Genomic DNA, 727 nt, shown 5'->3' on the forward strand with positions numbered 1-727 from the left:
CGGGCACGGGTATGACCAGTTGCTGGCCCTGGATCAGGGGCAGGAACAGAGCGGTGATCGTCAGGTCGAACGTGACCGACGAGTACAGGATGCTGCCGATACCGCCGCGAACACCTGCCGGGTAGTTCCGGTCGCACCAGTGCAGGTAGTTGACCACACCCCGGTGTTCCAGAGCCACACCCTTGGGCTTGCCCGTGGACCCCGACGTGTAGATGACGTAGGCCAGATCGTCCGGCGAGGCCAGCGGCTCCGGATCGGTCTCGGGACCGGCCGGCCACCCGGCATCGACCAGCAACCGGTCGACCCTGTCGGGCAGCCGGTCAGCCAGAGCAGTGCTCGTGATGACAAGCGGCGCACTCGCGTCCTCGACCATGTACGTGATCCGGTCGGCCGGGTAGTCGGGGTCCAGGGGCACGAACGCGGCACCCGCCTTCAGGATGCCCAGGAGGGTGGCGATCAGGTCCGGCGACCGCTCCAGGCAGACCGCGACGAGGGTGTCCGGGGTGATGCCCGAACCACGCAGATGATGAGCCAACCGGTTCGCACGCGCGTTGATCTCGGCGAAGGTCCACCGCTGCTCGCCCCGGGTGACCGCGACCGCGTCCGGGTCGATGGCGACCCGGTCCTCGACCAGCCGGTGGATCGTCGCCGTCTCCGGGTACGGGCCGGTGACACCGTTCCAGTCGACCAGCACCTCCCGCCGCTCCCGCTCCGTCAGCATGTTCAG

General features: G+C 68.5%; 1 protein-coding gene. It reads right to left on the bottom strand.

Annotated elements, in window-relative coordinates:
• The coding region (locus LG395_RS40915) for an AMP-binding protein (RefSeq protein WP_225814665.1) at positions 1 to 727 on the bottom strand (727 nt) is incomplete at both ends.

The organism is Streptomyces spinosus (assembly GCF_020400655.1).
Lineage (GTDB): Bacteria > Actinomycetota > Actinomycetes > Streptomycetales > Streptomycetaceae > Streptomyces > Streptomyces argyrophylli.